Annotated in this window: 26 protein-coding genes and 3 pseudogenes; 20 read left to right on the forward strand and 9 right to left on the reverse strand. The window is 31.1% G+C overall.

The features are described 5' to 3' along the window. Together ACFVRR_RS01855 and phaQ are read right to left on the reverse strand one after the other, a co-directional pair. Positions 1-516 carry a hypothetical protein gene (locus tag ACFVRR_RS01855; protein WP_387324094.1) on the reverse strand — a complete coding sequence of 172 codons (516 nt, stop codon included), beginning with the start codon at positions 514-516 and terminating at the stop codon, positions 1-3. Positions 517-563: 47 nt separating this feature from the next. After that, positions 564-983, reverse strand: coding sequence for a poly-beta-hydroxybutyrate-responsive repressor (gene phaQ / locus ACFVRR_RS01860; RefSeq protein WP_387324097.1), 420 nt, complete (start codon positions 981-983; stop codon positions 564-566). 208 nt (positions 984-1,191) lie between these two features. Between phaQ and ACFVRR_RS01865 the strand changes: the two genes are divergently transcribed. The 6 genes from ACFVRR_RS01865 (at position 1,192) to ACFVRR_RS01890 (ending at position 6,249) form a co-directional block, all read left to right on the forward strand. Beyond that, a complete protein-coding gene (locus ACFVRR_RS01865) occupies positions 1,192-1,704 on the forward strand; it encodes a polyhydroxyalkanoic acid synthase subunit PhaR (protein ID WP_387324100.1) in 513 nt (170 codons plus the stop codon). Positions 1,705-1,725: 21 nt separating this feature from the next. Then, on the forward strand, positions 1,726-2,469 hold the full coding sequence (locus tag ACFVRR_RS01870; RefSeq protein WP_387324915.1) for a 3-oxoacyl-ACP reductase: 744 nt from the start codon (positions 1,726-1,728) through the stop codon (positions 2,467-2,469). Between the two features lie 47 nt (positions 2,470-2,516). Continuing rightward, positions 2,517-3,596 carry a class III poly(R)-hydroxyalkanoic acid synthase subunit PhaC gene (gene phaC / locus ACFVRR_RS01875; protein WP_387324103.1) on the forward strand — a complete coding sequence of 360 codons (1,080 nt, stop codon included), beginning with the start codon at positions 2,517-2,519 and terminating at the stop codon, positions 3,594-3,596. A 134-nt stretch (positions 3,597-3,730) separates the two neighbouring features. Next, positions 3,731-4,951 carry an NAD(P)/FAD-dependent oxidoreductase gene (locus ACFVRR_RS01880; RefSeq protein WP_387324106.1) on the forward strand — a complete coding sequence of 407 codons (1,221 nt, stop codon included), beginning with the start codon at positions 3,731-3,733 and terminating at the stop codon, positions 4,949-4,951. 98 nt (positions 4,952-5,049) lie between these two features. After that, the gene (locus ACFVRR_RS01885) at positions 5,050-5,718 is read left to right on the forward strand and encodes a DUF421 domain-containing protein (protein ID WP_387324109.1); all 669 of its coding nucleotides are present in this window, start codon (positions 5,050-5,052) and stop codon (positions 5,716-5,718) included. A 24-nt stretch (positions 5,719-5,742) separates the two neighbouring features. Then, positions 5,743-6,249, forward strand: coding sequence for a DUF3189 family protein (locus ACFVRR_RS01890; RefSeq protein WP_097975785.1), 507 nt, complete (start codon positions 5,743-5,745; stop codon positions 6,247-6,249). 28 nt (positions 6,250-6,277) lie between these two features. Here the strand turns inward: ACFVRR_RS01890 and ACFVRR_RS01895 are convergent, their stop codons facing one another. Beyond that, a complete protein-coding gene (locus ACFVRR_RS01895; RefSeq protein WP_387324112.1) occupies positions 6,278-6,757 on the reverse strand; it encodes a spore coat protein in 480 nt (159 codons plus the stop codon). A gap of 162 nt (positions 6,758-6,919) precedes the next feature. Here ACFVRR_RS01895 and ACFVRR_RS01900 point away from each other — a divergent pair, with 162 nt between their 5' ends. Then, entirely contained in the window at positions 6,920-7,378 is a 459-nt protein-coding gene (locus ACFVRR_RS01900) for a DinB family protein (protein WP_387324114.1), read from the forward strand. A gap of 61 nt (positions 7,379-7,439) precedes the next feature. On the opposite strand, the gene ACFVRR_RS01905 is transcribed toward ACFVRR_RS01900, so the two are convergent. After that, positions 7,440-7,787 carry a DUF3905 domain-containing protein gene (locus tag ACFVRR_RS01905; protein WP_097975779.1) on the reverse strand — a complete coding sequence of 116 codons (348 nt, stop codon included), beginning with the start codon at positions 7,785-7,787 and terminating at the stop codon, positions 7,440-7,442. Between the two features lie 93 nt (positions 7,788-7,880). Then, a complete protein-coding gene (locus ACFVRR_RS01910) occupies positions 7,881-9,623 on the reverse strand; it encodes a B12-binding domain-containing radical SAM protein (RefSeq protein WP_387324117.1) in 1,743 nt (580 codons plus the stop codon). A gap of 556 nt (positions 9,624-10,179) precedes the next feature. Here ACFVRR_RS01910 and mtnB point away from each other — a divergent pair. From mtnB to ACFVRR_RS01930, 4 genes are all read left to right on the forward strand, one after another. Then, entirely contained in the window at positions 10,180-10,815 is a 636-nt protein-coding gene (gene mtnB, locus ACFVRR_RS01915) for a methylthioribulose 1-phosphate dehydratase (RefSeq protein WP_387324120.1), read from the forward strand. Positions 10,816-11,272: 457 nt separating this feature from the next. Then, complete coding sequence (locus tag ACFVRR_RS01920) at positions 11,273-11,464, forward strand: aspartyl-phosphate phosphatase Spo0E family protein (RefSeq protein WP_025671755.1); 192 nt, start codon at positions 11,273-11,275, stop codon at positions 11,462-11,464. A gap of 74 nt (positions 11,465-11,538) precedes the next feature. Continuing rightward, positions 11,539-11,985, forward strand: coding sequence for a MarR family winged helix-turn-helix transcriptional regulator (locus tag ACFVRR_RS01925; RefSeq protein WP_056474121.1), 447 nt, complete (start codon positions 11,539-11,541; stop codon positions 11,983-11,985). Between the two features lie 210 nt (positions 11,986-12,195). Further along, positions 12,196-13,890, forward strand: a complete 1,695-nt coding sequence (locus ACFVRR_RS01930; protein ID WP_387324125.1) for a M3 family oligoendopeptidase — start codon at positions 12,196-12,198, stop codon at positions 13,888-13,890. 148 nt (positions 13,891-14,038) lie between these two features. On the opposite strand, the pseudogene ACFVRR_RS01935 reads toward ACFVRR_RS01930, so the two are convergent. Beyond that, positions 14,039-17,035: pseudogene (locus ACFVRR_RS01935) on the reverse strand (efflux RND transporter permease subunit); the annotation flags it as partial. Between the two features lie 165 nt (positions 17,036-17,200). On the opposite strand from ACFVRR_RS01935, the gene ACFVRR_RS01940 reads away from it, so the two are divergent. After that, positions 17,201-17,311 carry a DUF6254 family protein gene (locus ACFVRR_RS01940; protein ID WP_286133526.1) on the forward strand — a complete coding sequence of 37 codons (111 nt, stop codon included), beginning with the start codon at positions 17,201-17,203 and terminating at the stop codon, positions 17,309-17,311. Positions 17,312-17,525: 214 nt separating this feature from the next. Here the strand turns inward: ACFVRR_RS01940 and ACFVRR_RS01945 are convergent, their stop codons facing one another. After that, complete coding sequence (locus tag ACFVRR_RS01945) at positions 17,526-17,711, reverse strand: YkvS family protein (RefSeq protein ID WP_387324128.1); 186 nt, start codon at positions 17,709-17,711, stop codon at positions 17,526-17,528. 175 nt (positions 17,712-17,886) lie between these two features. On the opposite strand from ACFVRR_RS01945, the gene ACFVRR_RS01950 reads away from it, so the two are divergent. The 7 genes and pseudogenes from ACFVRR_RS01950 to ACFVRR_RS01980 all read left to right on the forward strand — a co-directional run bounded on the left by ACFVRR_RS01950 (position 17,887) and on the right by ACFVRR_RS01980 (position 23,827). Then, positions 17,887-18,195 (forward strand): spore germination protein GerW family protein, encoded by a 309-nt coding sequence (locus tag ACFVRR_RS01950; RefSeq protein WP_387324131.1) that lies wholly within the window; start codon positions 17,887-17,889, stop codon positions 18,193-18,195. Between the two features lie 92 nt (positions 18,196-18,287). Further along, on the forward strand, positions 18,288-18,482 hold the full coding sequence (locus ACFVRR_RS01955; protein WP_056474133.1) for a hypothetical protein: 195 nt from the start codon (positions 18,288-18,290) through the stop codon (positions 18,480-18,482). Positions 18,483-18,840: 358 nt separating this feature from the next. After that, positions 18,841-19,200, forward strand: a complete 360-nt coding sequence (gene nrdI / locus ACFVRR_RS01960) for a class Ib ribonucleoside-diphosphate reductase assembly flavoprotein NrdI (protein ID WP_387324134.1) — start codon at positions 18,841-18,843, stop codon at positions 19,198-19,200. Continuing rightward, positions 19,187-20,314 (forward strand): annotated as a pseudogene (locus ACFVRR_RS01965) (ribonucleotide reductase N-terminal alpha domain-containing protein); the annotation flags it as partial. The gene nrdI and the pseudogene ACFVRR_RS01965, both read left to right, overlap by 14 nt. Before the next feature lie 452 nt (positions 20,315-20,766). Then, positions 20,767-21,723 (forward strand): annotated as a pseudogene (locus ACFVRR_RS01970) (ribonucleotide reductase large subunit); the annotation flags it as partial. 148 nt (positions 21,724-21,871) lie between these two features. Next, positions 21,872-22,840, forward strand: a complete 969-nt coding sequence (gene nrdF, locus ACFVRR_RS01975; protein ID WP_387324137.1) for a class 1b ribonucleoside-diphosphate reductase subunit beta — start codon at positions 21,872-21,874, stop codon at positions 22,838-22,840. A gap of 18 nt (positions 22,841-22,858) precedes the next feature. Further along, positions 22,859-23,827, forward strand: coding sequence for a quinone oxidoreductase family protein (locus ACFVRR_RS01980; RefSeq protein WP_387324140.1), 969 nt, complete (start codon positions 22,859-22,861; stop codon positions 23,825-23,827). Between the two features lie 46 nt (positions 23,828-23,873). Here the strand turns inward: ACFVRR_RS01980 and ACFVRR_RS01985 are convergent, their stop codons facing one another. Beyond that, on the reverse strand, positions 23,874-25,097 hold the full coding sequence (locus ACFVRR_RS01985) for a two-component system sensor histidine kinase NtrB (protein WP_387324143.1): 1,224 nt from the start codon (positions 25,095-25,097) through the stop codon (positions 23,874-23,876). Positions 25,098-25,224: 127 nt separating this feature from the next. On the opposite strand from ACFVRR_RS01985, the gene ACFVRR_RS01990 reads away from it, so the two are divergent. Further along, the gene (locus ACFVRR_RS01990) at positions 25,225-26,073 is read left to right on the forward strand and encodes a DUF72 domain-containing protein (protein WP_387324146.1); all 849 of its coding nucleotides are present in this window, start codon (positions 25,225-25,227) and stop codon (positions 26,071-26,073) included. On the opposite strand, the gene ACFVRR_RS01995 is transcribed toward ACFVRR_RS01990, so the two are convergent. Next, positions 26,070-26,483, reverse strand: a complete 414-nt coding sequence (locus tag ACFVRR_RS01995; protein ID WP_097975758.1) for a disulfide oxidoreductase — start codon at positions 26,481-26,483, stop codon at positions 26,070-26,072. The two genes, ACFVRR_RS01990 and ACFVRR_RS01995, sit on opposite strands and share 4 nt — an antisense overlap. Between the last annotated feature and the right edge of the window lie 53 nt (positions 26,484-26,536).

Below are 26,536 nucleotides of genomic sequence, written 5' to 3' on the forward strand. Positions count from 1 at the left end.
TTATAGTTTTGTGAATGAGAATTCTTGTAAGTTTTTAAACCAATCTTCTTGTGTTTTTTGGAACTGTTGGTACATGTTCGTCCAAGCAGTGTAAGGTGTGTTATTTAATGGTTGTTTAAAAATTTGTTGAAAAAATTGTTGTTGTTGATTTGAAAATGTACTCATTGCTTGAAAAAACGGTTGATATGGGTTTTGATTCATATTCATATTTGTCCATAAAGATTGAAATGGAGCAAACTGATCAACTAATTTTTTCCAAGTTTTTTCATAAGTTTCTTGATTAATTGAAGGCTTAATTTCATTTAATAACTTAATCATTTCTTGGAACTGCTCGTAAGACTCTTGTTGTTGAACTTGAACTTGCTCGTTCAAAGTTTTCCATTGTTTTGCTTGTTCTTGAAATAAAGACTCAGTCCATTGTTGAATTTGTAATTGATTGTCTAACAAATATTGAAGCATTTTTTGAAAATTCTCAGCTGCAAGTTCAGTTTGTAATTCGATTGTTTTTTCAGTCATTAGTGTTTCCTCCAAAAAAATTTATTATTGAATGCATTGCTGCAATTTCAATCATCTTTAAAACTTTGATCAGAGTTGCTAAAAGGAAAGAATGAATTTGTGTAAATCGAAAAAAATGTTTGGAGCATCTGATTATATTGAGTAAATGAATTATGACAAGTTTTTAGATATTCCTCTCCGGCATCTGTAATTGAGTAAATTCGCTTTGCCGGACCTTCCATTCCATATTCCCAACTAGATTTAATATAACTTTCTTTTTCAAGTTGTCTTAGAATTCGATAAACATTACTTGAATCAAGCGTTGTAAAACCTAAATCAAATAATACTTGCATTAATTTATAGCCATGCATATTCCATTGCTTAAGGCTAAGAAGTAGAAAGGGAACTAAGAAGTTTTTAGGCAATGTAATCGATTCAGAGGTTTCGTTTTTATTTTTTTTACTTGTTTCCTTTTCATTTGTTGTCATAAAGTTATGTTCCCCCCTATATCGTAGTAATGGAATCATCATCCCTTAGGTGTAATTTACACTTAGTTAAATTTATTGTCAATGTATTTTAAATATAATGAATATTAAAAAACAAATTTCGACAGGAGATGTAGAAATATCGCGAAAACATTGGATTGTTTTGTCGTTAGCTTGTTTTCTATACTTAAAAGTAGTGAGGGGGATTAACATGTCAGAGCAAAATTATTCAGATCCATTGAAAATGTGGAAGCAAATGTATGATGTAAATGAAAAATACTTTGGAAAAATGATGAACGAGTATGTTCAGAAAGAAGAATTTTCAGAGTGGATGGGTTCTGTAATAGATTTTAATCTATTCTGTAAAAAGATGTTGAATGATCAATCAAAAACTTTCTTAGAGGCTTCAAATATTGCTTCTAAAGAAGATATCGCAAATGTAGCTAGCTTAGTGATTAATTTAGAATCGAAAGTAGATACATTAGAAGATCAATTATATTTAGATTCCCAACCCGAGTTAGATGTAGCAGCATTGAAAAAAGAGTTAGATATAGTGACAGTTAAACGAGATCTTTCAAAATTGAAAGCTGAAACCAAATCAATTCATCAACAAGTTAGTGAATTAAAGTCTTCAATGGAAAGCATTGAACAACTAAAGTCTTCAATGGCTAACATTGAACAACTTTTACAACAATTAACGACTAAACAACCAACAAACCAATAATTAGTTAAAAAAGGAGAAATGATAATGGATTTAGTAAATCGTGTAGCGATCGTAACAGGTGGAGCAAAAGGGATAGGAAAAGGTATAGCATTTGCTTTAGCAGAAAAAGGCGCAAAAGTTGTAATCAATTATAATAACAGTGAAGCACACGCAAAAGCAGTTGTAGATGAACTTTTTGAAAATGGTTATGAAGCGTTAGCAGTGCAAGCTAATGTTGCTGATTTAGATCAAGCGAAAGCATTAATTGATCGTACGGTTGAGCATTTTGGACGATTAGACATTATTGTGAATAATGCTGGTATTACTAGAGACCGTAGTTTCAGAAAACTAAGTGCAGAAGATTGGCATGAGGTTATTGATGTAAATTTAAGCAGTGTTTATAACACTTGTAATTCTGCTTTACCATACTTACTTGAATCTGATAACGCTCGTATCGTTAATATTTCATCAGTTATTGGTCAGGCAGGCGGATTCGGCCAAACAAACTATTCTGCTGCAAAAGCTGGTATGATTGGATTTACTAAATCATTAGCACTTGAATTAGCTAAAACAAACGTTACAGTAAATTCTGTATGTCCAGGATTTATTGAAACTGACATGGTGAACGAAATTCCAGAAAATGTAAAAGAGCAAATTAAATCAAGAATACCAAAGAGAAGATTTGGTACTGTAGAAGAGATTGCTAAAGCTGTTATTTACTTATGTGAAGGTGGAGAGTACATTACTGGTCAACAGATTAATGTAAATGGCGGACTTTACGTTTAAGTCTAACTTATAGATTACCTTTTTTAAGATCAAAAGGGGGGAAATGTGTGTTTAATTCACAATTGTTAGAAGAAGCTACGGAATCGCTTCCGAGCGGATTAAAAGAATCATACAAAAGATTGAAGAAAACTGCAGATATTCTTATAAAAGAGGGAGAACCTTTAGTAGGTCAATCTCCTAAAGAAGTGATTTGGACGAAAAATAAAAGTAAATTATATCATTATATTCCAACTACAAAAAAGGTAAAAAAGACTCCAATCCTTCTTATCTACGCTCTAATTAATAAACCGTATATTCTTGATTTAACAAAGGGGAACTCTTTTGTTGAGTATCTTGTTAATGAAGGATTTGATGTTTATTTATTAGATTGGGGAACTTTTGCTCATGAAGATCGTCATTTGAAATTTGACGATATTATTCACGACTATATTGCAAAAGCGGTAAATAAGGTACTTCGTTTTTCAGGTGCAAAAGAATTATCGATGTTAGGTTATTGTATGGGTGGTACTTTAACAAGTATTTACGCATCACTTTATGAAAATGCACCAATTAAAAACTTAATTTTTGTAACTAGTCCATTCGATTTTTCAGATACAGGATTATATGGTGCATTTTTAAATGAGAAATACTTTGCACTTGATAAAGCTGTTGATACATTAGGGAATATACCTCCTGAAATGATCGATTTTGGTAACAAAATGTTAAAACCAGTTACGAATTTTGTTGGGCCTTATGTAACATTATTGGATCGCTCTGATAATACAAAATTTATTAAATCATGGCAGTTAATGCAAAAATGGGTTACAGATGGTATTCCATTCCCAGGTGAAGCATATCGCCAATGGATTAGAGAGTTTTACCAACAAAATAAGTTATTAAGCGGTGACTTAGAAATTAGAGGAAGAAAAGTAGATGTATCTAACATTAAAGCTAATGTTTTAAATATATCTGCTACGAAAGACCATATTGCGATGCCTTGCCAGGTTGAAGCTTTAAATGAGCATATTTCTAGCGTAGATAAGCAGTATGTTTCGATTCCATCGGGCCATGTATCAATCATGTATGGACCTGTTTCATTAAAAACGACATATCCAACAATTGGTAAATGGTTAGCTGAAAGATCATAATTTCAGTATATTTCTAGAAAATCATTCATATTATATTATGTTAAAAAATCTCACTTTTAAAAAAGTGGGATTTTTTTTATTCAACTGGCAAAAACTACCTTAAATAGAATCTAAAAGAAAGGAGAATTGAAGACGTGAAAAGTATTAGCGGGGTCTTGTATTGGCCAACGACTTACACTGATTCACATCCTGAACTTGAAAATATAAAGCCACTCGGTGAAGATCTAGATTGTGATTTTGTAATAGTTGGAGGTGGTGAATCAGGGAGTTTATGTGCATATTTCTTAAGTCAAACAGGAGCTAAAGTCGTTTTACTAGATAAACGAATAAAAGTAGTACAGGGAAGTACTAGTGCAAATACGGGGCTCTTACAATATTCAAATGACAAAACTTTAAATTCGTTTATTAATTCATATGGAAAAGAAAAAGCTGTCCGTCATTATCAATTATGTGTAGAGGCAATTAAAGGTCTTGAAGAAATGTCAAAAACAATTGATATTAATCCTGATTTTATAAAAAGAAAAAGTTTATATTATGCTAGTAATTTAGATGGTAAAGAAATGATTGATTTGGAATATAAAACATTAAAAGAAAATGGTTTTAATGTTGAACGATATACAAAATCGCAAATTGAAGAAAAGTTTAATTTTACAAAGGAAGTTGCACTATTCACTGGGGATGACGCAGAAGTAAATCCATATAAATGCGCACGCGGTTTACTTTTATATGCTCTGAAACGAGGATTGAAGGTGTATTCGGGTACAGAGGTAACTCGGATCATCGGTACAGATGAAGGGGTACAACTTTTTACTAAGAATAAACATACGGTTCGAGCAAAAAAAGTTATTTTTGCTGGAGGCTATGAATCGATGGAGGTAAAAAGTGAGAAAAATGCAATTTTAACTTCAACATTTGCGATTGTAACACAACCTCTAGTTGAGAAAAACAATGCATGGTATGAAAATTGTTTAATTTGGGAGACGGCAAGGCCATATTTATATTTCCGGACTACAGTTGAAGGAAGAATAATTGTCGGAGGACTTGACGAACCTACAATAATACCAGAAAAACGTGAATCTATGTTATTCCATAAAAAAGAACAGCTTATAAAAAATTTAATAGAGTTATTTCCTCATTATAAAGAAGCTAAAGCAGAATATTATTGGACTGGTACATTTGGAGGCACACATTCAGGCTTACCAATGATTAGACAATACGTTGAATATCCTAATTGCTTTTTTTTAATGGCCTATGGTGGCAATGGAACGGTTTATAGTTATATATTAGCTAAAATATTAAAAGATCTAGTTACTGTCGGCTCTCATCCAGACGCATCTATTTATATGGATCAATAAATTTTAATTAGAATGTTAATCAATTACCAATTTTATGTATAAAAAGAGTAAAGTAGTAAGAAAATTTAATAGGTAATAAACATATAGGAGTGTATTACATGAGTTATCATGAAATGTTTACAGAGTTGTTTTTAGGTTATATAGCTCTTTTTATTGTCGTTAAAATTAATGGAAAAACACAAATTACACAAATAACGCCATTTGACTTGATTTCGTCACTAGTGTTAGGAAATATACTAGGGGATGGAATATATGATAAAGAAGCAAATCTACCAAAAATTCTTTTTAGTATTTTTGTTTGGGGTGCTTTAATATTTTTTACTGAGGTCTTGACACAAAAGTCAATGTGGGCAAGAAAGTTCTTAGAAGGTGATGCTTCAGTTGTAATTAAACACGGAGCAATTCAATGGAAAGAATTGAAGAGAAATCGTTTGGACACTGACCAATTGATGCAATTGCTAAGAGCAAAGGATACTTTTGCAGTCAGTGAAGTTGCGTATGCTATTTTAGAAAATGACGGTACGATTAGTGTCTTGAAAAAATCAAATTTCGACACGCCTACTAAACAAGATTTAAAAATTCAAATGGAAAAAGAATTTTTACCTGTGGTTGTAATTAGTGATGGGAAAATAATTAAAAGAGCTCTTAACTCGTTGAAAAAAGATGAAAAGTGGGTTCATAAAAAACTTTCTGAGTCAAATTTATCACTTAAACAAGTATGCTTTGCAGAATGGGATTCAAAACAATTACATTTACATACGTATTAATATAAAAATTTGAGGATGAGATAAATGAAATATTATATTTATTACTGTTTTGGAGGTACACATTCTTCACCTTTGGCTGCTGCGTATCATTTAAAGCAATTACCACTTGATCGCCAGCCGACAACGGAGGAAGTAAAGAATACCTACTTATTTAATAAGCTAAAACCTAAAGATGGTGGAAAACTATTTTATCACGGTGAAGATGAAAATGGGGACCAAGTGTATACAGTAGCAAAAAGATATACTAAAAATGTGCCGACAGCGATCGAAGGTTTAGGAAAAATCTTATTAAATGAGGAAGATAAGATTATTTTATCAAGTACATCGCCAACAGTCCCATTAGCTATGACTTTAGGTGGTTTTACATCAAGATTTTTACATATCGATTTTATTGGGGTTCCATTACTTGTATTAGGGGCTAAGCAAACTTATCTTAATTTGATAAAATTAGTTGAAAATACGAAAAGGTATCACAACATAGCAGCTGAAAAGGTCACTGACTTATCTAATAAAAACTTCAACAAAGATTAAAAAATGGACGTTCTATTACGTCCATTTTTTAATACGGCATATTTATGACATCCATAGCTTTTTTAGCATCGTTTTCGATTAACTTATTAATATTAAATACGGAATATTGACCTTGCTTTGATAAATAGCTAAAAATTTGAGTATGCAAATTGTTCACCGATACAAGATGCTTAATAAATAAATTATTTAAATCAGGAGTAGCTGTTTCTGTAAGCGCATGCGCATACATTTTTGTTAATACTTTTGTTGCTGATAATAAATCTTCTGCACTCATTTCACTTGCTAATTTATCGCTTGCTTCATCCCTTTCCCCAATCGTAATATTGCTCATAAATATAAGTAATTCCCGTAAGTTATTTTCAAACAATGTAATAGAAGTTTTATATAATTCTTTTAATCCGGAATCTGTTATATTTTTTATATTTGTTTTAAGCTTATATAAGTAGTAAGTAGTTGTAGCAACAATTTCATGTAATTCTAGGGTTTCATGCCAAGCCAATGTTCTCATTAATATCCCTCCTATATGGTACAAGTCTATTCAGTAGGAAAGGGTTATATGACGGATAAAAAAAGGTAGAGGTTAAGCAGGAAAGGAGGAAAAGGGGGAAGGTTGGTAATTAATTGAGGGGTTGATCTAAAACTATTCCGCCATTCTTGTCCCGCCCAACTTATGTATATTGAAAATGTGATTCATCAATTGAGTTTATGTGTAAAGAGTGTTTTAGAAATGATTGATTTAATTAATGAGGAGGATTTAAATTTCCGACCTGTTGAGGACAAGAAATCGATCGGGGAGTTAGTCCAGCATCTATGTGAACTTATTGGTGCTGATATGGTAATTATGAGCGGTGTTAGTCAAGAAATGATGGTTAAATACTATACCGGGGTTGAATGTAAATCACTAGTTGAAATGAAAAGTTTATTACAAAATAATTTTCAAGACTTAAAGGAATTCTACTTTAATATGAAAGTAAAAGATTTAGTTGAAAAAACTACTTCATATTGGGGTCTTCAATATTCAAAATTTGAATGGTTATTAGAGATTTTAGTTCACTTCACTCATCACAGAGCACAATTACATATGCTACTAGTTCAAAAAAAGGGCGAAATTAATATCAGACTATTTTAAAGATAAAATAGGGGATAGGAGAAATGATACTTTCTTCCTATCCCCTAAATCTTGCACTTCATCAGTCCGTCGTTTCATGCTGTGGATGCATAAATTGTTTTGCAGGTTGTTCTCTCTTTTTTGATTCTAATAGGTCAGTGTTTTCTGCACTTGCCCAACCAATATCATTTGTTGGATGAACCCATTCGTCACCTGCCATAACTGATGGATCAACATCTTCAGACCAATTATTTAATGGAGAGTTAGGAGAGCTATACTTACTGTCTCCAATTACTACACCCTTTGAATTTACAAAAGGTTCTTCCATTTTAATGTCTGTCCCTTTAAAAGAAGGAAAACTTGAAATATGGGGTAAAGTATCATTCATTACCGGTGAATCGATTTCTGTTTTCTCATTTTTTCTCTTCATTATATATCACCTCTACTTACAAATTATTATTTGCTAAATAGTAAAATCAATACAAAAAGGACAATATCCAAAATGAATATTGTCCTCTTTTACTTATTCTTCAATTGTAAAAAATGAAGGCGATAATGTTTTAGGAGAGAAATAAACCAGCATCGCATAATTACCAGTTCTATATTCTCCAGTTAATAAGAAATGTTCGATATCAAATGAAAGTGACTCAATCATTGTATGCTTATAAATTTCTTTTTCATTTAAATTAAGTGAAATAAAATCCGAACCTAAATATTCAGGATTTTCGATAATTCGCTTATAAATATCCTTCGCAAAATCATGGCTTGTTACTTCGTCCCACCAAGGTTTACGCGGTTTATATTTATGATTTAAATAATAATCAATTTTCATAATATCTTTAACGATTGTCTCGTTTTTAATTTGATAGTGAGTTAAAAATTCATTTAGACGCTTAAATAAATCTTCAAGCTGGTGTCCGATTCTTGACCAACCTCTTTCTTCCCAATATGAACCAAATAATTGGAAGAAATCAAATGGACTTTCAAACTCATTTTTAATTAAATATTCAATCGTACTATTTGTTCGATGGTCATTCCAATATTTTTCAAGTACGTCTTCAACTTGCTTAATTTTTACAATATCGTCAAAGGGTAATACATTATTACTTAATATTTCATAAGGAGCATAATCCATATACACATAATCATGTTCATGCGCTCTTAATCGTACGCCAGTGCCTCTTAGCATTTTTAAGAATCCTAGTTGCAGCTCTTCCGGCCTTAATGCAAAAACGTCATTGAATGTTTGACGGAATGAATTGTAATCCTCTTCAGGTAAACCAGCAATTAAATCTAAATGTTGATCTATTTTTTCGCCATCTCGTACAAGTGTGACAGTTCTGCAAAGCTTTTCAAAGTTTTGTCTTCTCATAACTAGTTCGTTTGTAGCATCATTTGTAGATTGAACACCTATTTCAAATCGGAATAAGCCTTTAGGAGCATTTTGATTTAAGAATTCGATGACTTCTGGTCGCATAATATCACCAGTAATTTCAAACTGGAATACCGTTCCTTCCACATGTTCGTCAATTAAAAATTGGAACATATCCATTGCATAACTACGACTTATATTAAACGTTCTGTCTACGAATTTAAAAACCTTCGCTCCATTTGCCATAAGATAACGAATATCATCTTTGATCACCTCTCGATTAAAATATCGCACCCCAACCTCAATTGAAGATAAACAAAACTGGCAATTAAATGGGCAACCTCGGCTTGTTTCGATATATTGAATTCTTTTACTTAGAAATGGTAAATCTTCTTTAAATCGATATGGGGAAGGAATAGTTGTTAAATCTAATTTTTCGGTTTGTGGTTTAATGATATTTTTTCCTTCATCTCGATAACCAATGCCATTGATGGAAGTGAAATCATTCCCATTTTCAATAGCTTTAATTAATTTCTTAACCGTAATTTCTCCTTCACCAATCGTAATGATGTCAATTTCCTTTACGCGATCTAACCAATAATTCACATCATAGCTTACTTCTGGTCCGCCAACAAAAATAATAACGGAAGGATCAATTTTTTTATACATACGGATGACTTCAATTGTTTGTTCGATATTCCAAATATAGCAGCTAAAACCAAGTATTTTTGGCTTACGTTTATATAAGTCAGTGATGATGTTAAGACTTGGGTCTTTAATTGTATATTCTGCAAGCTCTATATCATATTCAGGCTGAGCATACGCTTTAATGTATCGAATACCCAAATTAGTATGGATATATTTTGCATTTAATGTTGCTAAAACAATGTTCATTTATATACCTCGTTCTAAATTATTATCGATTTATTTTATCATAAAATATTGAGATTACTAAATTTTCAAAAGCGAAATAGAAAATGAATGATGAAAAGAAGCGATCCAAATATCAAATTACTTATTTATTAGGGGATTTTAGTTCGTACCTTCTCCAAAATATTTACCGCCTTAAAGTGACTTCGTCTAACTGAAACTTGCCAGATTTTAAAGTAGATTTTCTTCACATTTTTTGTAAAAAAGACATATGATTTACTAAATACAAAAAAGTTTCCCTAGGGAAAGAAAGGATAAACAATATGAGTAAGAAGGTTTTATTTTTCACTTATTTGTGTAATAAAATAGGAGTACTGTCAAATCAGGATGTAAAAAAAGTATTAAATCATTAATTACTATCAAAAATGGATAAAAGTTGTAGAAAATTGATGATTGTTCATTTACTTAGAACTATTGACAATGAAGACCGACACATGACATAATTTTATTAAATAGTATGAATAGTTTGAATTTTTAACGGTGTCCAAATAGATAGTCTAAATAAGTGGAGGTGTAAATTATGAGTTTATTTTTAGAACAATGGAAAAAGCTTGCGAATATTAAATGTGATTTGGCAAAAAGAGATTGGTTTTATGGTACTAGTGGAAACTTGTCTATGAAAATTTCAGACGATCCATTATTATTTCTTGTAACAGCGGATGAGAAGGATAAGAGAGCACGCTGTGATGAAGAATTTATAGTAGTTAATAATCTTGGTGAACCAGTATTTGATACGGTATTAAAGCCGTCACTTGAAACTTTAGTTCATGCAAATATATACGAAAAAACATCTGCTAGTTGTGTGCTCCATGTACATACCGTAGATAATAATGTTATTTCTGAATTATTTGGTGATGAGGGGCATGTAGAACTTGAAAATAATGAAATGATTCATATCTTAACAAGTTCTTATTTTGAAAATAAAATAAAAGTTCCAATCATTGAGAATGCACAGGACATGGAAAGTTTTAAACGTGCATACACTCCATTTTTAACGAAGGATTTTGGTGCTGTTCTTGTTAGAAATCACGGGATCACTGTTTGGGGGAGAAGCCCACTAGAAACGAAGAAGTGGCTAGAAGGAATTGAATTTTTAATAAGTTATAAAGTGAAACTAATGATGATTCAAGGTCATAAAATTAAAGCAGGCAACTAAATAAAAGCGAAAAAAGCTGAAATAGTAGTGGTAAATAAATTCCATTACATTTCAGCTTTTTTATTTTATAATAAAATTATACTATTTTTTAATAGTCGTCATTTGTAGTAGGTTTTGCTAAATAAAAATTCTTTAGAGTATACTGTATATAAAGAAATTGAGCATTACTATTTGTACATAGCTACAATTACTAGATTAAAGTGCCTATAGAATATTTCACTTAAATCAAAATTAATCATTTTAAGCAGGATTTAATAAAAAGTCGTCTAATTTATAAGTAAGAACGATAGAAATAAGCGCTATTTCATAAAATAAATAAACCTACTAGGTAATTTTGCTTAGTAGGTTTCATATTGTATCTATTTTAAATAATTTAGAAAGAATGAATAATAAAAATTAATTCGGTTATGAATGAAAAGGTTTGTTAAAAAACATCCTGTAGAAGGGAATCAGTCTAATGAATGAATATCAACTCAGCCGTTTATTATTATCTATTTCATTAAAAAGGGAAGAAATGGTATTTTTTGCGGAAACTAAAGGTTTAAACGAACATTTGACCTTAAAGGCCAGTCAAGAATTGGACGAGTTAATTATTTCATACCAAAAAAAATTGCTATCGGAATTAAATAAGTCATTTTCATTGAAATAATCTTAAGATTGATTAATAAGTGTAAAATAAAAATATAGAATAAACAATGTAAAAGAAATTGAAGGGGTATTATTATGGAAGAGACAAATAGAAAAGATATAGAGCTTTCTTTAAAGCTATTTATTGTATTATCGCGAGCTCATAGAAAGATCAATGATTCTGCAAATAAATCAATTGCTAGTTTTAATTTAAACCCAACTGAATTTGCAGTGCTAGAGCTCTTGTATCATAAAGGAAATCAACCACTTCAACATATTGGAGAAAAAATATTAATTGCAAGTGGCAGTATTACTTATGTGGTAGATAAACTTGAGAAAAAAGGTCTAGTTTATCGAAATCCTTGTAGCGCAGATCGTCGAGTAATTTATGCAGAAATAACTGAAAGTGGAAATAAACTAATGGAAGAAATATTTCCTGTGCATGAAGAATTTTTACATGAGCAAATGAGTGATCTATCTAATGAAGAAAAAAATTTCTTAATTCACTTATTGAAGAAAATTGGTTACCATGGGTCTAACTAAAAAAGCTCTCATTTAATGGAGCTTTTTTTTTTCAATCAATTAACGCTTAAAAACAACTATTTATGCTAGTAAAAACTAGTATATTTGAAATTTTAGTTTTAGGTTCTAAGTGGATAATTTTTAAATTTTCAGAAATTTATTTAAATTTAGGTTTTTTTACACGAAGTTTTTTTATATAATAGCAATATCACAAAAAATGGAGGGATTAACATGGGTTTTCAAGATTACCAGTATTCTAGACCAAGTATTAAGAACTTTGGTGAACAATTTAAACGTTCACTACAAAATTTTTATGATGCTTCAACGGTCTATGAACAAGAATTAGCAATGAATGAAATCAATGATTTAAGAAATGAATTTTCAACAATGGAAAATTTATGTGCAGTTCGCCATTCGGTTGATACAAACGATAAGTTTTATGAAGATGAGCAAGCGTTTTTTGATGAGAACACTCCAATTGTCCAATCATATGGGCAACAATATTATAAAGCATTAATCGGTTCTCCGTTTAGAGAGCAACTTGAAGAAAAATATGGCCATCAATTATTTGCTTTAGCTGAATGTGAAGTGAAAATTCTAAGTGAAGAAGTAATTCCGGATTTACAGGAAGAAAATAAACTAACGACTGAATACGCTAAGTTAGTAGCGGCTGCTAAACTTCCGTTTTATGATGAAGTGAAAACGTTAGCACAAATCTCAGCACATTTCGAGGATAAGGATCGAGAGGTTAGAAAGACAGCTTACGATACATACTTTGGATACTTCTCGCAGAATCAAGATAAATTTGATGAGATTTACGATAAATTAGTTAAAATCCGAACTCGTATTGCAAACAAACTTGGTTTCTCAAACTTTATTGAACTAGGGTATGCTCGTATGATGAGAACGGATTACGATGCAAATGATGTTAAGAAGTTTAGAGAACAAGTTCTTGAAACAATTGTTCCAATCGCTACCGAATTAAGAGAACGACAAGCTAACCGAATTGGCGTAGATCAACTTTATTACTATGACGATAAATTCGAATTTGTAACTGGTAATGCAACACCTAAAGGTGATCCTGAGTGGATTATTGAGAATGGTAAAAAAATGTATGATGAATTATCAAAAGAAACAAGTGAATTTTTCAATTTTATGTTAAAGGAAAACTTACTAGACTTAGTTGCTAAGGAAGGGAAACAAGGTGGGGGATATTGTACTTATATTCCAAACTATAAAGCTCCTTTTATTTTCTCGAATTTCAACGGAACATCTGGTGACATTGACGTATTAACACATGAAGCTGGTCATGCATTCCAGGTTTATGAAAGTCGTAAATTTGAAACACCTGAGTATAACTGGCCAACTTTTGAGGCGTGTGAGATTCATTCAATGAGTATGGAATTTTTCACATGGCCTTGGCAAGAAGAATTCTTTAAGGAAGATACACAAAAATATTATTTTACACATTTAAGTAGTGCAATTACTTTTATTGGTTATGGTGTGGCAGTAGATGAATTCCAGCATGAAATCTACGCAAATCCTGATTTAACACCTGAGGAACGTCACGGACTTTGGAAAAGCATAGAAGAAAAATACTTACCACATCGAGCAAATGATGGAAATAGTTATTTAGAAAAGGGTGGTTTATGGCAAAGACAGGGGCATATTTACCAATCACCATTCTATTATATTGACTATACATTAGCTCAAATTTGTGCATTACAATTTTGGAATAAAATGCATGAAGACCGAAATTCAGCTTGGTCCGATTATGTTGGACTATGCCAATTAGGTGGAAGTAAATCATTTTTAGGCTTAGTTAAAGAGGCTAAACTTGAATCTCCATTTAATGATGGCTGTATTGAGGAGACACTAGAACCTGTTAGAAAATGGCTAGCAGGAGTTAACGATCAAAATTTATAAGGAATTACTCCGACTTTTTAATAGTCGGAGTTTTTATTTGGTTTAGAAAAGAAATGATTCTTATGCCGATGAAGTACTATTTATTAAAGATGAAAGCAAAAAGAGAAAGGATTGGATTATTACCTTTCTCTTTTACTATTTATCAAATTTAATGATTAACTACTTTAGCAGTTTCCTCAGAATTAGCATGCTTCTTTGTTCTTTTAGTAAAGAACAGTTCATATACAACCGGAATAAATACTACCGTTAATAAAGTCGATGAAGTCAAACCACCAATTACTGTAATAGCTAAACCTTTGGAAATAAGTGTACCACTAGACTTTGTTAATGCTAAAGGTAGTAATGCAGCTATTGTGGCAAATGCGGTCATTAAAATAGGTCTTAGACGTGTTTTACCTCCTTCGATTATTGCTTGGCGAAGAGGTAATCTTTTTTGCTCTATATTTTGTCCGATTCGATCGACTAGTACGATTGCATTTGTTGTAACGATCCCAATTAACATAAGTAAACCAATCATTACACTAATCGAAAGCGGTTCGCCTGCTAGGAATAGTGCAACAAATGAACCAATTGGTACAAATACTAATGCGGATAAAATAATAAATGGAATGCGAGCTTTTCCAAAAGTAATTAACATCGTTAAATAGACTAATCCGATTGCAACTCCCATCGCAACACCTAAGTCTTTAAATGTTTGAGTAGTATCATCACTACCGCCGCCACCTTTTAAAGTTACATCAGATGGTAAGTCTATATCTTTTTTTACATCATTGATTACTTCATTTGTTACTTTTGCAATGTCTTTTCCCTTTATTTGAGCTGAAACCTTCGCAAATACTTTTCCATCTAATTTTTGAATTGCAGAATATGTTTCAACTGCTTTTACTTCGGCTACATCTGATAATTTAATGGGTCCTAATTTACCAAGCAATTTAATATTTTTAATATCCTCTACAGATTAGAGTTCTTTATTATAAGTTAATTGCACATTTTGGTCTTTACCATCAATTTTTAATGTTCCCATATTGACTGGGTTTGTTTGGTCTGCAACTAAGCCTAAGATCATGCCAGCGGAGAGGCCATTTTCAGAAACTTTTTTCTCATCAACTGAAACAATAACTTGTTTTTGTTTTTCAGAAAAATTATTCGTAACATATTTTAGGTGATCATTCTTTTTCATGTAATCTTCAACTTTTTTTGCACTTTCTTGAAGTGCAACTAAGTTATTAGAATATAAATTGATGTCAACATTATTATTTGAAGGTGGACCACCAGAAGAGTTTTCTTGCAATCCTACTTTAGCACCTTGAACTTCTGAAGCTGCTACTTTCGCCATTTTACTTTTTGTATCTTTAATAAATTGATCAACATCTGCACTTTGTTTTAAATTAATAAAATAGCTAGCTTTATTCTCAGTTTTTAGGCCAGTCATAAAGTCCCGGCTACCAACACCAGTAGAAACTTCTTTCACTTGCTTCATATTTAAGAACATCTTTTCCATTTTTAATGAAACATCATTTGTTTTTTCTAATGATGTTGATGATGGCAATTCTAAAGAAGCAATAATTGATCGTGAAGATTCATTTGGAATAAATGTGAAACCAAGTCTACCTACTAAAGAGAAAGAACCTGCAAGTAATACAATTGCTAGTACAATGATAATCCATTTACGATTTAAAGATTTTTCGATCACTTTTCCGTACCAAACTTGAATTTTTTCTTCTTTTTCTTCAGGTGGCACTTTTTTAAATGCATAGCGACCTAAAATTGGTACGATTGTTATCGAAACTAATAATGAAGCAAGTAAAGAAAAAAAAATTGTTAAAGCAAAAGGTAGGAATATTTTACTAGTAAATCCACCTACAACACCTAAAGGTAAGAAAACTACAATAGTTGTAATAGTAGAAGATGTAACTGCTTTTAATATTTCTTTTGTTGAAGATAAAATTAAATTATTTGAAATGCCATCTTTTGATTTACGTATTCTTCGGAAAATATTTTCAATTACAACGATACTATCGTCCACTACACGTCCTACTGCAACTGCCATACCACCAAGGGTCATGATATTTAACGTTATATCTAATTTAAGCAAGAAAATCGATGTAATTAATAATGATAAAGGGATCGATATAATAGCAATAAATGTAGCTCTGAAATTACGTAAGAAAATCAATACTGCTAATGAGGCGAATAATGCGCCTAATAAACCTTCTTTAATTAAAGATTTAACAGATGACTTTACGCCTTCAGCAGAACTATAACCGACTTTATATGAAATTTCATTTTTGTACTTATTTAGTACGTTTATTACTTTGTCGGCTACTTCAACTGTATTTGCATCTTGATTCTTCGTTATCGCCATTGAAATAGCATCGTTTTCGTTATAACGAATTAATTCATCTTTAGAGTCTACTGATTCAATTTTAGCGATTTCTCCTAATAAAACTTTCGGAGTTTGAGCATTTTGATTTGGTTCGGTAGAAGTAAATGATGCAGGTTGTAATTCTAAATCTTTTAGTTTTTGAAGTGTATCTAATTTTTCTTCGACTCGAATTGGAATTTTAATATCGCCATCAGTTATTTTTCCAGCCGGGAAGGATAGGAATTTTGCATTAATTTGATCTTTAATACTTGTTAAAGAAAGCCCTAAGTTTGCAATTTTTTGCTTATCAACTTCGATCGTTAAGGAAGTAGATTTTCCTCCACCTATCGAAACACTGTTTACACCTTCAATTTTATTTAAAGCTGGTACAATTTCTTCATTTAAAGTTGATTCAATATTTGAACTATCTTTTGAAAACATAGAGATGTAATAAATAGGGACTGATCCGAACGAAAAAAGGTCTACCTTTGTTGTTACATTCTCAGGTAAGCCAGCGTCCTTTAAAGTCGTATTTACTTGTTGTTCAACTTTATCCATATCCGTATTAAAAGGAAATTCTAAATTAATAACAGAAACGCTTTCGAATGAAGAACTTGAAAGAGTCTTAATTCCTTCGATTGATTTAAATGAATTTTCAAGTTTTGTTGTAATCTGCTCATTTATATCATCTGGTGCTGTACCAGGGTAAACAACTTGAACAGAGATTGCTGGAAATTCAATATTTGGAAGCTCTTCAACTTTTAATTTTGAATAGGAATATGTTCATTTCAGCTCTAGGATGCTCGTTTTAAAATCCAAGAGAAAGAACTTAAAATTTTATACGATTTTCATGCTCAATCCTTCTAAAAATAATTAACATAGATTTTCATTTTTTGTGAAATGATAAGATGGCAAGAAAATTGATTAATTTTAGGAGGTATGAAAATGTCAAAATCAAAAAAAGAAAAGGAACGATTTTGGAATGAAAGAAAGTCGAACCAACAGCCACATGATAAAGTAAAATCGTTTAAAGAATTGGACAAAGAAACAAAATAGCCATCTCCTTTACTAAAGAGTGATTGGTACCAGATTTTTTTCGTGAAGATCACTTATCACATTTTTATTTGTTATCATAAAAAAAAGTCCCGTGATATACACGGGACCTGAGACTGATTTGGTAAAGAATTCTAATTAAATTTTAATAGAATCGAAATATATGTAGTTTGAACCTTTTAAAATATGAATATAAGCAGAATCTACTATTTTTAAACTATTCAGCTGTTCTTAGTATTATATAATTTTTATGGTTTACGACTGTTAGCGGTTCCATTTCTAAATCTCTGAAGTTTTCCATTATGGATATGTCAACAATGACAGAATTTTTATTAACTTTTTGTACTCTACCTTTCAACCCCTGTTTAAACTCAATGATATTTCCTGCTTCTGCAATTTTCATGAGCGTATCTCCTAACAAAGTTTTGATTTGACACCTTCTATAATGCATGAAAACGGTTTAAAGGTAAAGAGAAAATTTAAATTTTTTTACAATTTTGTCTTTTTTCATAAGAAATTATGTTTAAAAACCTTTTGAAAGGCAAAAATGGTTGTAGCACTTTCAGGAGGTTAGTTTGTTGAAAGAATGGTTTGAAGAGTTTGAAGTAGAAATTTCAAATGAAATTATAAATTTGGTTAGTAGTAATACGCTAATAGGTGATCCGATTTTATTTTTTGAAAACATTATTTTAGTACCATTTTTTGAGATGATTTTAGCGCTAGGCGAAGCTCATTCATCATACGAGTTTGCGAGTATTGGAACAGGAGTAGAAGTAATTCCTAAAGCATTTTTAGTTTTAAAAGATGGAAAAACTGAAGTAATTTTAGTAAATAATAAAAATATGAATTTAGCTGTTACAGAAAAAATTCTTGATGTAACGATTTAGTTTCCATTAAGTACATTCTTTGTTAATGTTAGGATTGAAGTTTATTTCTTGTAGCCATCAAAAAAACGATCAAAATAATAAAGGGTGATTATATGGAACAAAATGAATTTATCAATTTGATTGATCAGCTAGTTAAAGGTGAGATTTCAGAAATTAGCGTTACAAAAGATGATTTTTTAACATTTAGACAAATAATCGTTAATCGAGAGGATTTTAAGCACTTTCGAGGAATCGCTCAGCATGGTGGCCATGCAATTTATACTTACTTGGAAGAAGCTAGAAGTTAACTGTTTTTGTTAAAATCTAAAGTCATAATAATATTATTTTAATCGTGTACTCATTAAAAGTTTGCGAAAAAAAAAAGTTTTTTTAGCTTTTTTTCTTATTTCGCAAGGTGTTAATGAGTACTTTTTTTGTGAAAATGTTATGACCTCATTTGACAAAAAAATCGTTTTACACTTTATTGCACTCTTCTCCATAATTTGTTAAATTTCATATATTGTTTTATTTCGAGACATATTGTCGAAATGTTTATTTTCTAAATTCAGTACCTATATGTTGTGTTTGTTCTAAAAAGGTAATACAATATGTAGGTATATAATATAAGTATTTTCAATATTCTTACATATTAACGAGGGTGATAATATGGTGATAGTTTACAGTTCAATGACTGGCAATGTTAAGCGATTTGTCAATAAAGTTAGAATGCCGTCAATCCAAATAAAAGATGGACTAAAAATTGAAGTACCGTATATTCTCGTAACCTATACTACAGGATTTGGTAACGTACCTGAAAACGTAAATACTTTTTTGGAGAGTAATTCGAAGTATTTAAAAGCAGTCAGTGCAAGTGGTAATAAAAACTGGGGAGATTCTTTTGCAGCAAGTGCAGATAAAATAGCATCAGACTATCAAGTTCCAGTGTTATCAAAGTTTGAACTGTCAGGGACAAGTCGAGATGTACAATATTTTATTGAGGGAGTGGAAAAGCTTGAGACATATTGAGCTGAATAATGAATTGACGATTAAAAAAGATGGTTTTTTTGATCTCGCAAAAGATAAAGAAGCGCTTCTTTGTTTCCTAAAGGAAGTTGAAGATAAAAAGATTCAGTTTTCTTCTTTAAAAGAACGCTTAAACTATATGATTCAAGAAAACTACTATTATAATGTTGAGTTGGATTACTCCTTTGATGAAATAGAAAAATTATATGAGTTAGTATACAATGCAGGATTCACTTTTCAATCATATATGGCCGCATCAAAATTCTTTAAGGATTACGCATTAAAAACTAATGATGGAAAGCATTATTTAGAAGGATATGAAGATCGAATTGCGATCGTTGCACTATATTTAGGAAGAGGCAATATTGAAAAAGCATTGAAATTAGCAAAAATGATGATTCAACAAAACTATCAGCCAGCTACTCCAACTTTCTTAAATGCTGGAAGAAGTAGAAGAGGCGAATTGGTGTCATGTTTCTTATTAGAAATGGACGATAGTTTAAATTCAATAGGATTTCAAATTAATACGGCAATGCAACTATCAAAAATCGGCGGTGGTGTTGCATTAAATCTATCAAAACTTAGAGCTCGTGGAGAGCAAATTAAGGAAATTGATAACGCTGCAAGTGGTGTTGTTCCTGTTATGAAGCTATTAGAAGATTCATTTTCATACGCTAACCAGCTAGGACAACGTAAAGGTGCTGGTGCAACCTATTTAAATATTTTCCACTGGGACGTAGTTGAATTTCTTGATACAAAAAAAATCAATGCCGATGAGAAAAGTAGAATTCAATCACTATCAATCGGTTTAATTGTTCCAAATAAATTCTTTGAATTAGCAGAAAAAAATGAACCATTCTATGTATTTGCACCTTATACAGTGTATAAAGAGTATGGCATTCATTTAGATGATTTTGATATAGATGAAAGATATGAAGAGTTAGTAAATAATGAGCGAGTTAAAAAGAAAAAACTTGATTTAACTGCACGTGATCTTTTAGTAAAAATTGCTGCGATTCAGTTAGAATCTGGTTATCCATATTTGATGTATAAAAGTAATGCTAATCAGCAGCATGCATTAAAGGATATTGGCGAAATTAAAATGTCTAATTTGTGTTAATAGCTAGCACCTTCTAGAAGAAATTCTAGTCGAAAACTCTGTTAAACGGGAGAAGCCTTATAATAGGTAATCTACCGTGCTAAATCTTATCTTAATTGGTTTTATAGTAAGTGTCTTATAGGTATTAAGTGTTATTAATTTCAATAATCAAGATGTAACATAATATTTAGGAATGTCTGAAGAAACCAAATCAGGATCGTAATAATTTCCTACCTATAAGAGACTTTCTGAAAGATTAAGATAAGTAAATGCCTAACGACTATCGAAAGCATAGCTGGATGAAAAACTCCAGTGAAGAAGCGAGTAGAGTACACTTAAAAGCGAGTGGAAAAGCAGAGCACCTTACCAGGTTGAGCTGAAGGTGATGATATAGTCTATCCTGCATGGTGACATGTAGCAGTTCATAAGAGAACGGGTTAGGTTGTAGCGGGCCTGATTGAATATATGAGACAGAAATTTTTCAACTACAAGAAACATCAGTCATCAATAACTATGGTGAAGAAGATCAGATCAAACGTGATGTGAATTGTAATTTAGGATCATTAAACATTGTAAATGTAATGGAAAATAAAGCGATCAGAGAATCTGTACATGTTGGAATTGAAGCATTAACAGCTGTAACAGATATGACGGAAATAGAGAATGCACCTACAGTGAAAAAGGCAAATGAAGAACTTCATTCGGTTGGTCTAGGTGCAATGAATTTGCATGGATTTTTAGCGAAAAATGGAATTTCATATGAAAGTGCTGAGGCTAAGGATTTTGCGAATACATTCTTTATGATGGTAAACTATTATTCTATTGAAAAAAGTATGCTAATCGCGAAAGATACTGGTAAAACGTTTAAGGATTTTGAAAAGAGTGAATACGCTAAAGGAACTTATTTCGAAAAGTATACTTCAAAATCATTTGAACCTAAAACAGATAAGGTAAAGGAATTATTTAATGGAATCTATATTCCAAATGAATTTGACTGGGTTACATTAAGTAAGCAAGTACAAGCGTATGGATTATATAACAGCTATCGTTTAGCAATCGCGCCTACACAATCGATTAGTTACATTCAAAATGCTACTTCATCGGTTATGCCGATTGTAAATGTTATAGAGTCTAGAACTTACGCAAATTCAACAACTTATTATCCGATGCCATATTTATCAAAAAATAGTTTCTGGTATTATAAATCAGCTTATGATATTAACCAATTTAAGTTAATCGACTTAATTGCTGAAATTCAGCAGCATGTCGATCAAGGTATTAGTACTATTCTTTATGTAAACAGTGATATCTCAACGCGAGAGCTTGCTAGATACTATATTTATGCTAATAAAAAGGGTTTAAAGAGTTTATATTACACACGTACTCGTAAATTGAGTGTAGAAGAATGTATAAGTTGTTCAGTATAAAAAAGTAGTATTGAACTTTAGTATATAAAGAGTTCAATAGTCTAAATTAAATTACTTAATGATCTAAAATGAAAAGCTCGAATATAGAATGCTTTATGCATATTGTTCTATATCATCGAGCTTTCTTTATGATTAGGGGGAAATATGAATGAAAGCTGTTAACTGGAATAAAAAAGAAGATGAGTTTAGTTTAGTATTTTGGAAGCAAAATCTATCACAGTTTTGGACTGAAGAAGAAATTGTCGTTTCATCTGATAAAAATACTTGGAATACATTATCAAAAGAGGAACAATCAGCCTTTAAAAAGGTTTTAGGCGGTCTAACATTATTAGATACTAAGCAAGGCGGAGAAGGTATGCCTTTAATCTTAGTTCATCTTAAAAATTTACAAGCAAAAAGTGTACTAGCGTTCATGGGTGCGATGGAAGAAGTACATGCTAAAAGCTATTCGCATATTTTTACAACCCTAGCTACAGAAGATGAAATTGAAGATTTGTTTAAATGGGTGGACGACCATCCAATTTTAACAAAAAAATCGGAATTAATTTCCTCTTATTATCTAAATTTATTAAAGCGTGATGTTTCGGATGAAGAGTTATACATGGCAATGGTTGCAAGTGTATTTTTAGAAAGTTACTTATTTTATAGTGGATTTTTCTTCCCGTTATACTTAGCCGGTCAAGGTAAAATGACTGCTAGTGGTGAGATTATTAATCTAATTTTACGAGATGAAAGTATTCACGGTGTATTTGTTGGACTATTAGCGCAACAAATTTATGACCAATTTACTGATGAACAAAAAACTCGACTTTACAATGAAACAATGTCATTATTAGTTCAATTATATGAAATTGAGTTACAATATACTGAAGAAATTTATTCTTCAATAGGTTTAGTAGATGAAGTTAATAAGTTTATTCGATATAATGCAAACAAAGCGTTAATGAACTTAGGTTTTGATACTTATTTTGATGAAGAAGATATTAATCCAATTGTTTTAAATGGTTTAAAAACGGATACAAAAAATCATGATTTCTTCTCTGTTAAAGGGAATGGGTATGTAAAAGCAGTTACAGTGGAAAAATTAACAGATGAGGATTTTGTTTTTGAATTTTAAATGTAAGGAAGTATGTAAATGAAAGCACTTGTTTTTAGAGAATTTGGTCAATCAGACGTATTGAAATATGAAGAAATAGCAACACCTAAAATTTCAAATGATGAAGTATTAGTTGAAATGAAAGCTGTAGGTATTAATTTTGCAGATATCTACCGTCGTAAAGGAAATTATCATTTAGCAGGTGATCCTCCGTATATTTTAGGGTATGAAGGCTCTGGAATTATTACCGAAGTCGGTTCTGATGTAAAAGACTATAAAGTAGGAGATCGCGTAGCGTTTGCTGATGTTCCTTTTTCGAATGCAGAGTATGTTGCTGCGAAGGAATCTCATATTGTACCAATTCCAGATGAAATTAATTTTGAAATTGCTGCGTCTATTATGCTACAAGGGTTAACTGCACATTATTTAATTAATGATAGTTATAAAATAAAAGCTGGTGATATTGCACTTGTTCATGCAGTAGCAGGTGGTGTTGGCCAATTATTGACTCAAATGATTCTTTTAAAAGGTGGAGAGGTAATCGGATTAACCTCATCACAAGAAAAAAGAGAAAAAGCTTTATCAATCGGTGCCAAAGAAGTATTTTTATATAGTGATAATTGGGTTTCACAAATAAGAGAGTTTACAAAAGAAAAAAATGGTGTAGATGTTGTATATGAATCAGTAGGATCTACAATAATGGATAGCTTTGAAGCAACAAAAGTTCACGGTACAGTTGTATTTTATGGAATGGCTGGAGGGGATCCAGTTCATATTGATCCAAGAATGTTAATGGATACTTCAAAAACACTAACTGGTGGAGACTTGTGGAATGTGCTAATTTCGAAAGAAGAGAGACTACGTAGAAGTAAAGAGCTATTTAATTGGATTGCAACTAAACAATTAATCGTACAACAACCTACTGTGTTTCCTTTAAAAGAAGGTAAACTTGCTCACGATCTATTAGAAAGTAGAAAATCAACCGGAAAAATCATATTATCTGTTTAATAAAAAAGACCAAAACTTTGATGTTTTGGTCTTTTTTTGAATAAAGCTATTTAATTGGTAATGTAATTGTAAAAGTAGTTCCATTATTATCGCTTTTTACGCATATAGTACCGTTATGATTTTGGATTAGTTTTTTAGTTAAAGATAAACCGAGTCCAGTACCGTCATCTTTAGTTGAGAAGAACGGATCAAATATATATGGTAAATCTGAAGGTGGAATTCCTGATCCATCATCCTTTAATGTGATATAAATAAAATCCTTATCAATATAAGTTGCAATGATAATTGTAAGCAGACCTTCTTTTTTTGCATCTAATGCATTATGAAATAAATTTAAAATAACTTGTACAAGTTGGTTTTTATCAAAGAAAATATGCGCTCCTATTAATTCCTCAGATAGGTAGTATTCAATTTTAACATTATTTAAAACGGTCTCGCTAAATAATAGTTGTTTTATGTGATTCGATAAGAAATCATTAATATTAATTGGCTCTGGTTTATAGTTCGCATTCTTTGTAATAGATAAAAAGTCAGTAATGATTCCATTTGCCCTATCTAATTCTGGAATCAATAAATCATTAAACAATTGCTTATATTGAGGCGGAGCTTCTTCTTGCAAGAATTGTAAATAACCTCTAACAGTTGTAAGTGGATTGCGGACTTCATGTGCTATACCTGCAGCAATTCTACCAGACATTGCTAACTTTTCAGAATCCCTTGCCTCGTTTAAATTATGAAAAATACCAATTACTCTTGAAATTTCTCCATTTATATCACGGATTATACGAGTATTGATAATGCCATAATTAATATTTAAAATTTCCTTATTATAAAATTCTTCACCTGAATAAAGTGTTTGTAGTAAACAAATGTCTTTATCGTCTATTTTTAATAAATTTCTAATATGCCGTCCGATTAATTCGTATTTAGTAATTTTAAAATCAATCGCAACTTGTTGGTTATATAACGTAATGATTCCATCTTTATCGATAAATACTATGTGATGCGGTAATGCATCATAGATGGATCGCAAAGTTCTTCGACTATTAGATAAAAAGGTAGAGAATTTAGTATGTAATGGAAGTGTTTCATTATTTGTATTACATAAACCTGTATTTCTAGTTAAATGATTTGAATTTGATAATTCACGAGTTTCATTTGAAAATATAGATCCGGAAGTTATTGTATTTAAAATTGTTTCATACGATTTTACTTTTTCTTCAAGCTCGGTAATTTTATTTTTTAGTTCACGCACTGTCTCGTTAATCATTTACACTATACTCCAATTTCTACTAAAATAAGATTATACTGTAGTCAATTATATCAAACTAATTCGTTTATTTTAATGAAAATTAGAAATAATTAATTAGTAATGAAAGAACTAATGGGAGAGAAGTATGGAAATAAAAATTGGAGTTACTGGGTGGGGCGATCATGATAGTTTATACCCTGATCGGATTCACTCTTCAAAAAAAATGAGACAATATTGTACGCATTTTCCTATTGTTGAAATTGATTCTTCCTATTATAGTATTATGCCACAATCAAACTATCAAAAATGGGTAAATCAAACAACCGCTGACTTTTCATTTATCGTTAAAGCGTATGGCGGTATCACCGGTCATTCAAGGCAAACCTATTCTAAAGAGGAACAAATTTTACTGTTAACGCCATTTTTAGAATCAATCCAGCCTTTAATTGAAGCGAATAAATTAAAAGGTATATTATTTCAGTTTCCACCATGGTTTAATTGTAAAAAAGAAAATGTTGAATTATTAAGAACTTTAAAAAGTAAACTTAAAGGTCTTCCTGCTATTTTAGAATTTCGTAATCAGACGTGGTTTTATCCTAAGTTTTATGAGCAAACGTTGAAATTTATGGAGGATGAAGGATGGATTCATTCTATTTGTGATGAGCCACAAGCAGGTAATGGAAGCATACCAATAGTATTACATCCTACGAATCCAAATTTAACTTTAATCCGTTTCCATGGCCGAAATATATATGGATGGAATCACAATGGACAAGATAATTGGCGTGAGGTACGTTATTTATACCGATATAATGAAGAAGAATTATATGAATGGGTAGAAAGAATTGAACAGTTATCAAAAAACACAAAAGAAATTTGTATACTGTTTAATAATAACTCTGGTGGAGATGCAGCGGATAATGCTAAACAATTAATGAAGCTGCTAGGTATTGAATTTGGACCATCCTCTACCGAGCAGCTTGAATTATTTTAATTTGATTTTCGTAACAGAGTTATGCAGCAAATATTAATAAGTAGGAATGCAACAAATGCCAGCATTGGAATTGTAATGAATCCAAACCAATTTAAATAATCCCCAGTACAAGGGACTGGACCACACTGTGTTGCTGTTTCCTTAAGTGCAGGAACTTTTTGAATTAAAATATGATAGATTGAAATACACATACCTATTAATGATAAAGGTAAAACATAAATAACATCTTTTATTTTATTTTTATAAAAAGCGATTCCTAATATAAAAACGATTGGATACATAAAAATTCGCTGGTACCAGCATAATGAACAAGGTGTCCAATGATTAATAACTGAAAATGATAAACTACCTAGTGTTGCAATAATACTAACAATCCAGGTGAAAAATAATATTGATTGCTGTTTCTTCATTCCTTACCATCCTTAATTTGATTTTCGATATTGCTATTGTACCTTTGATTGGA

Source organism: Gottfriedia sp. NPDC057948, assembly GCF_042887255.1.
Taxonomy (GTDB): domain Bacteria; phylum Bacillota; class Bacilli; order Bacillales; family Bacillaceae_G; genus Gottfriedia.

Coding starts and splice junctions, on each gene's coding strand:
- ACFVRR_RS01905 (WP_097975779.1), bottom strand. CDS start 7,787: ATGAAGAGAAAAAATGAGAAAACAGAAATCGATTCACCGGTAATGAAT.
- ACFVRR_RS01925 (WP_056474121.1), top strand. CDS start 11,539: ATGGAAGAGACAAATAGAAAAGATATAGAGCTTTCTTTAAAGCTATTT.
- ACFVRR_RS01980 (WP_387324140.1), top strand. CDS start 22,859: ATGAAAGCACTTGTTTTTAGAGAATTTGGTCAATCAGACGTATTGAAA.
- ACFVRR_RS01900 (WP_387324114.1), top strand. CDS start 6,920: ATGTATATTGAAAATGTGATTCATCAATTGAGTTTATGTGTAAAGAGT.
- ACFVRR_RS01855 (WP_387324094.1), bottom strand. CDS start 516: ATGACTGAAAAAACAATCGAATTACAAACTGAACTTGCAGCTGAGAAT.
- ACFVRR_RS01920 (WP_025671755.1), top strand. CDS start 11,273: ATGAATGAATATCAACTCAGCCGTTTATTATTATCTATTTCATTAAAA.
- mtnB (WP_387324120.1), top strand. CDS start 10,180: ATGAGTTTATTTTTAGAACAATGGAAAAAGCTTGCGAATATTAAATGT.
- ACFVRR_RS01940 (WP_286133526.1), top strand. CDS start 17,201: ATGTCAAAATCAAAAAAAGAAAAGGAACGATTTTGGAATGAAAGAAAG.
- ACFVRR_RS01910 (WP_387324117.1), bottom strand. CDS start 9,623: ATGAACATTGTTTTAGCAACATTAAATGCAAAATATATCCATACTAAT.
- nrdF (WP_387324137.1), top strand. CDS start 21,872: ATGAAAGCTGTTAACTGGAATAAAAAAGAAGATGAGTTTAGTTTAGTA.
- ACFVRR_RS01985 (WP_387324143.1), bottom strand. CDS start 25,097: ATGATTAACGAGACAGTGCGTGAACTAAAAAATAAAATTACCGAGCTT.
- phaQ (WP_387324097.1), bottom strand. CDS start 983: ATGACAACAAATGAAAAGGAAACAAGTAAAAAAAATAAAAACGAAACC.
- ACFVRR_RS01990 (WP_387324146.1), top strand. CDS start 25,225: ATGGAAATAAAAATTGGAGTTACTGGGTGGGGCGATCATGATAGTTTA.
- ACFVRR_RS01885 (WP_387324109.1), top strand. CDS start 5,050: ATGAGTTATCATGAAATGTTTACAGAGTTGTTTTTAGGTTATATAGCT.
- ACFVRR_RS01945 (WP_387324128.1), bottom strand. CDS start 17,711: ATGAAAATTGCAGAAGCAGGAAATATCATTGAGTTTAAACAGGGGTTG.
- ACFVRR_RS01895 (WP_387324112.1), bottom strand. CDS start 6,757: ATGAGAACATTGGCTTGGCATGAAACCCTAGAATTACATGAAATTGTT.
- nrdI (WP_387324134.1), top strand. CDS start 18,841: ATGGTGATAGTTTACAGTTCAATGACTGGCAATGTTAAGCGATTTGTC.
- ACFVRR_RS01890 (WP_097975785.1), top strand. CDS start 5,743: ATGAAATATTATATTTATTACTGTTTTGGAGGTACACATTCTTCACCT.
- ACFVRR_RS01865 (WP_387324100.1), top strand. CDS start 1,192: ATGTCAGAGCAAAATTATTCAGATCCATTGAAAATGTGGAAGCAAATG.
- ACFVRR_RS01955 (WP_056474133.1), top strand. CDS start 18,288: ATGGAACAAAATGAATTTATCAATTTGATTGATCAGCTAGTTAAAGGT.
- ACFVRR_RS01930 (WP_387324125.1), top strand. CDS start 12,196: ATGGGTTTTCAAGATTACCAGTATTCTAGACCAAGTATTAAGAACTTT.
- ACFVRR_RS01995 (WP_097975758.1), bottom strand. CDS start 26,483: ATGAAGAAACAGCAATCAATATTATTTTTCACCTGGATTGTTAGTATT.